The organism is Alicyclobacillus vulcanalis, from assembly GCF_900156755.1.
Taxonomy (GTDB): domain Bacteria; phylum Bacillota; class Bacilli; order Alicyclobacillales; family Alicyclobacillaceae; genus Alicyclobacillus; species Alicyclobacillus vulcanalis.
The window spans coordinates 1-4,652 of sequence record NZ_FTOO01000021.1 but is presented as its reverse complement, the minus strand read 5'-3'; the positions used below and the strand labels follow the sequence as shown (position 1 = coordinate 4,652).

Here is a 4,652-nt window from a genome sequence, read left to right as displayed (position 1 = left end):
GCCCAAGAGGCGGTCGTGACGGACGCGGAGATGACGCGCAAAGTCGAGGCAGCGGCGTCGTGGCTGGAAGCTCATATGCCTGCACTGGCCGGGCCGCATGCGAGCCGGCCATGGGTGAAGTACGTGCTTCGTGAGCTGGCGCGGCTTCCGCACACCATTGCGTGACGGCTTGGCGCAGTGAGGTCCCCTACGACAACTTGACACGCACGACGGGCCCTGCCCGCTTGACATCTCCGCTGAATGCTCTTACGATGAAATCATCTGAACGGATGAATGTCGTGCGCAAATCTGAAAATAGGGAAAGGTGAAGAGTGGGAGTAGTACGGATGCCGCTCGAGTTCAGAGAACCGGTGGACGGTGCGAACCGGTCGAAGGCGCGTCCCGAACTCGCCCATGAACTGCAGCCTGAACGGCACCGCGCGTGCCCGTAGGGTGTGCCGCGCGCCCGCGTTACAGGGCTAGACGGTGTTTGCCGTCGACAGAGGGGGCTTTTCCGCAAGGAGAGCCAAGTAGAGTGGTACCGCGAGCCAACCCGGCCTCGTCTCTATACGAGATGAGGCCTTTTTCATTTTCCGAAAACCCGAGAAAGACATACGAAGGAGTGGATGGATATGAAGAATGCCAACAAGTACACCCGGCAATATTTCCTCCCCGATGAGCCCTGCTTCGACTGGACGCGACGGGATCGCCTCGATCACCCCCCCATCTGGTGCAGCGTCGATCTCCGCGATGGAAACCAAGCGCTCATCGTGCCGATGAATCTGGAAGAAAAGCTCGCCTACTTTCAGTTGCTCGTCGAGATCGGCTTCAAGGAGATTGAAGTCGGTTTTCCTGCGGCGTCGGACACCGAGTTCGAGTTCGTCCGAACCCTTATCGAGCGCAACCTCGTCCCGGACGACGTCACCATCCAAGTTCTGACTCAATCGCGCGATCACATCATCGAGCGCACGTTTGAAGCCATCCGCGGGGCCAAGCGCGCCATTGTCCACCTGTACAACTCGACCTCCGTGGCGCAGCGCGAACAGGTGTTCCGGGCTGACAAGGACGAGATCGTGCGCATCGCCGTGACTGGCGCCGAGCAAATCCGCGATCTCGCTCGCCAGACGCCGGGGAACTTCTTCTTCCAATACTCTCCTGAGAGTTTCACAGGGACGGAGCTGGACTTTGCGCTCGAGATCTGCAACGCCGTGCTCGACGTGTGGCAACCCACGCCTGAGCGGAAGGTGATCATCAATCTGCCGGCGACCGTCGAGCTCTCGATGCCTCACGTGTACGCAAGCCAGATCGAGTACATGGGCAAGCACTTGGCCTGGCGCGATGCCATCGTGCTGTCGGTGCATCCGCATAACGATCGCGGCACCGGCGTGGCCGCAGCGGAGCTGGCCATGCTCGCGGGCGCGGAGCGGCTCGAAGGCACGCTGTTTGGAAACGGGGAGCGCACGGGCAACGTGGACATCGTGACGCTTGCGCTGAATTTGTATTCGCACGGCGTCGATCCGGGGCTCGACTTCTCCAATCTCCCGGCCATCCAGGCTCGCGTCGAGGCCCTCACCAAGATGCAGGTGAGCAAGCGCCATCCGTACGCAGGGGAACTTGTCTTCACGGCGTTTTCTGGATCGCATCAGGATGCCATTGCGAAGGGCATGAAATGGCGGGAAGAGAAGTCGCCCGAGCACTGGACCGTCCCGTATTTGCCCATCGATCCGAAGGACATCGGCAGAGAATACGAAGGGGACATCATCCGGATCAACTCCCAATCGGGCAAGGGCGGCATTGGCTACGTGCTGGAGCAGTCGCACGGGTTCGACTTGCCGCCGAAGATGCGGGAGCAGTTGGGCTATGCGGTGAAACGGGTGTCGGATCGCGAGCAAAAGGAACTCTCCGCGGACGAGATCGCCGAGATCTTCATGCGCGAGTTTGTAAACCTCGCCGAGCCGCTCGATCTCGTCGAATTGACGGGCACAGACGCGAAGGGCATGCACAGAGTGCGCGCAACCGTGGTGTGGCAGGGGCAGCAGGTCGAAATTGAAGGCGCTGGGAACGGGCGCCTCGATGCTCTGTGTCACGCCCTTGAGGAAGGGCTTGGAATTCGCGTCGCAAACCTCACGTACAAGGAACACGCGCTGGAAGTGGGGTCGGGATCGCGCGCAGTGGCCTACATCAGCGTCGACGACGAGAAGGGCAATACCCATTACGGGTGCGGCGTCGATACCGACATCATGGAGGCATCGGCGAAGGCGCTGGTGAGCGCTGTGAATCGCATGCTCGTGCACAGCGGCGAGGTGCCGTTGGCAGTGGGCAAATGATGTCAGGCCTCGGCGAAGTGCCGAGGCCAATTGATTTGTGGGCAATTTATATGAGTGATACGATAGGAAGCGGAGGTGATGGAATTGACCATCTACGATTTCGAGGTGGAGAAAGCCGACGGGACGAAGCTGTCCATGCGCGAGTACGAGGGCAAGGTGTTACTGATCGTGAACACAGCATCCAAGTGCGGCTTTACGCCACAGTATGAGGGGTTGCAGAACTTGTACGAGGCATATCGCGATCGCGGCTTCGAAGTTCTGGGCTTCCCCTGCAATCAGTTTGGCAATCAAGAGCCGGGATCGAACGAGGAGATTCAGGCCTTCTGCAGCACGACGTACCACGTCACGTTCCCCGTATTTGCGAAAATCGACGTGAATGGACCGAATGCGCACCCGCTGTTCGAATTTCTGAAGAAGGAGGCAAAAGGTGCGCTTGGGTCCGAGGCAATTAAATGGAACTTCACCAAGTTTCTCATCGACCGCGATGGGCGTGTGGTGAAGCGCTACGCGCCGCAGACGTCACCGGAGAGCCTTCGTGACGACATCGAGGCGTGCCTGGCTCGTTCTTAAAGGAGCCGGTGAAGTTCAAGGCACGAGACAGGTACGAAAGTGTCCGCCGACATGGGAACGGGCGTCGCCGGTTACACAGCCTGGCGGAGAAAAAACCGCAAGAACGCGAAGACAGCAGCCGTCCAGACACGGCTGCTGTCTCATTGGTGCGCCCAGGTGGATTCGAACCACCGACCTCACGATTATCAGTCGTGCGCTCTAGCCGACTGAGCTATGGGCGCACATGGCGGAACTGACGGGATTCGAACCCGCGATCTCCTGCGTGACAGGCAGGCATGTTAGGCCTCTACACCACAGTTCCAATGTGGCGGAGTGAGAGGGATTCGAACCCTCGATACGGTCTTAACAACCGTATACTCGCTTAGCAGGCGAGCGCCTTCGACCAACTCGGCCATCACTCCATGGGTGGTGACCCTACGGGGATTCGAACCCCGATTTCCGCCGTGAGAGGGCGGCGTCCTGAACCCTTAGACGATAGGGCCTCGAATGGTGCGGCTGACAGGAATTGAACCTGTGACCCCTACCGTGTCAAGGTAGTGCTCTCCCTCTGAGCTACAGCCGCATGGAGCGGGTGAGGGGAATCGAACCCCCGACCTCAGCTTGGGAAGCTGATGTTTTACCACTAAACTACACCCGCGAGGAGGAGAACCTCCATGTGGAGCGGAAGACGGGATTCGAACCCGCGGCCCTCGCCTTGGCAAGGCGATGCTCTACCCCTGAGCTACTTCCGCACGACGGCTCAACCATTATACCTGCCAGAATGCTTCATCGTCAAGCCATGAGATGACCCCAGGGGGATTCGAACCCCCGTTACCACCGTGAAAGGGTGGTGTCTTAACCACTTGACCATGGGGCCCTGGAGCTCCCAACCAGGCTCGAACTGGTGACCTCATCCTTACCATGGATGCGCTCTACCGACTGAGCTATGGGAGCGGGTTCTGGCTCCCCGAGCAGGATTCGAACCTGCGACCCTCCGGTTAACAGCCGGATGCTCTACCGCTGAGCTATCGAGGAACGACGCTTGGTGGAGGTAGCCGGATTCGAACCGACGACCCCCTGCTTGCAAGGCAGGTGCTCTCCCAACTGAGCTATACCCCCGAAGGCTGGTCGGAGCAGCGGGATTTGAACCCACGACCTCCTGCTCCCAAGGCAGGCGCGCTACCAAGCTGCGCTATGCTCCGCATGAAATGGCGCGCCCGGAGAGATTCGAACTCCCGACCTTTTGATTCGTAGTCAAACGCTCTATCCGACTGAGCTACGGGCGCGCGTATAAGCATATCGTTGTGGTCCGCTGTTCAACCAACCAGCGGGTGAGCGGGCAACGAGACCGTTGCCCGTGTGGAGCCACCTGTCGGATTCGAACCGACGACCTGCTCATTACGAGTGAGCTGCTCTACCCCTGAGCCAAGGTGGCATGTGGTGAGCCATGCTGGATTCGAACCAGCGACACCCTGATTAAAAGTCAGGTGCTCTGCCAACTGAGCTAATGGCTCTTAGCCCACGAACAGCGCTGGGCATTCGGTACTTTAGCACGGCCTAAGCGTCTTGTCAAGGGGAAATGCCTTGCGGTGCGTGTCAAGTTGTCGTAGGGGACCTCACTGCGCCAAGCCGTCACGCAATGGTGTGCGGAAGCCGCGCCAGCTCACGAAGCACGTACTTCACCCATGGCCGGCTCGCATGCGGCCCGGCCAGTGCAGGCATATGAGCTTCCAGCCACGACGCCGCTGCCTCGACTTTGCGCGTCATCTCCGCGTCCGTCACGACCGCCTCTTGGGC

At 59.6% G+C, this 4,652-nt stretch carries 2 protein-coding genes, 15 tRNA genes, 2 pseudogenes and 1 other annotated feature; of the genes and pseudogenes, 3 read left to right on the top strand and 16 right to left on the bottom strand.

Annotated elements, in window-relative coordinates; translation table 11 throughout:
• From BW934_RS14900 to BW934_RS14485, 3 genes and pseudogenes are all read left to right on the top strand, one after another.
• Window positions 1–165 (top strand): annotated as a pseudogene (locus tag BW934_RS14900) (ISLre2 family transposase); the annotation flags it as partial.
• A 133-nt stretch (window positions 166–298) separates the two neighbouring features.
• Window positions 299–549 (top strand) — a binding site (T-box leader).
• 62 nt (window positions 550–611) lie between these two features.
• The gene (locus tag BW934_RS14490; RefSeq protein WP_076349293.1) at window positions 612–2,306 is read left to right on the top strand and encodes a 2-isopropylmalate synthase; all 1,695 of its coding nucleotides are present in this window, start codon (window positions 612–614) and stop codon (window positions 2,304–2,306) included.
• An 84-nt stretch (window positions 2,307–2,390) separates the two neighbouring features.
• Window positions 2,391–2,876 carry a glutathione peroxidase gene (locus BW934_RS14485; protein WP_084182642.1) on the top strand — a complete coding sequence of 162 codons (486 nt, stop codon included), beginning with the start codon at window positions 2,391–2,393 and terminating at the stop codon, window positions 2,874–2,876.
• Window positions 2,877–3,020: 144 nt separating this feature from the next.
• Here BW934_RS14485 and BW934_RS14480 read toward each other — a convergent pair.
• From BW934_RS14480 to BW934_RS14895, 16 genes and pseudogenes are all read right to left on the bottom strand, one after another.
• Window positions 3,021–3,097, bottom strand: a tRNA-Ile gene (locus BW934_RS14480).
• A gap of 3 nt (window positions 3,098–3,100) precedes the next feature.
• Window positions 3,101–3,177 (bottom strand) — tRNA-Asp (locus BW934_RS14475).
• 4 nt (window positions 3,178–3,181) lie between these two features.
• Window positions 3,182–3,277, bottom strand: a tRNA-Ser gene (locus BW934_RS14470).
• 5 nt (window positions 3,278–3,282) lie between these two features.
• Window positions 3,283–3,358 (bottom strand) — tRNA-Glu (locus BW934_RS14465).
• A gap of 5 nt (window positions 3,359–3,363) precedes the next feature.
• Window positions 3,364–3,438 (bottom strand) — tRNA-Val (locus tag BW934_RS14460).
• Between the two features lies 1 nt (window position 3,439).
• Window positions 3,440–3,513, bottom strand: a tRNA-Gly gene (locus BW934_RS14455).
• Between the two features lie 19 nt (window positions 3,514–3,532).
• Window positions 3,533–3,607: transfer RNA gene (locus BW934_RS14450), tRNA-Gly, on the bottom strand.
• A gap of 53 nt (window positions 3,608–3,660) precedes the next feature.
• A tRNA-Glu gene (locus BW934_RS14445) sits at window positions 3,661–3,732 on the bottom strand.
• A gap of 1 nt (window position 3,733) precedes the next feature.
• A tRNA-Thr gene (locus tag BW934_RS14440) sits at window positions 3,734–3,809 on the bottom strand.
• Window positions 3,810–3,815: 6 nt separating this feature from the next.
• Window positions 3,816–3,890, bottom strand: a tRNA-Asn gene (locus BW934_RS14435).
• 8 nt (window positions 3,891–3,898) lie between these two features.
• Window positions 3,899–3,974: transfer RNA gene (locus BW934_RS14430), tRNA-Ala, on the bottom strand.
• Window positions 3,975–3,980: 6 nt separating this feature from the next.
• Window positions 3,981–4,057 (bottom strand) — tRNA-Pro (locus tag BW934_RS14425).
• 7 nt (window positions 4,058–4,064) lie between these two features.
• Window positions 4,065–4,141, bottom strand: a tRNA-Arg gene (locus BW934_RS14420).
• A 74-nt stretch (window positions 4,142–4,215) separates the two neighbouring features.
• Window positions 4,216–4,290 (bottom strand) — tRNA-Thr (locus BW934_RS14415).
• Between the two features lie 3 nt (window positions 4,291–4,293).
• A tRNA-Lys gene (locus BW934_RS14410) sits at window positions 4,294–4,369 on the bottom strand.
• A gap of 118 nt (window positions 4,370–4,487) precedes the next feature.
• Window positions 4,488–4,652 (bottom strand): annotated as a pseudogene (locus BW934_RS14895) (ISLre2 family transposase); the annotation flags it as partial.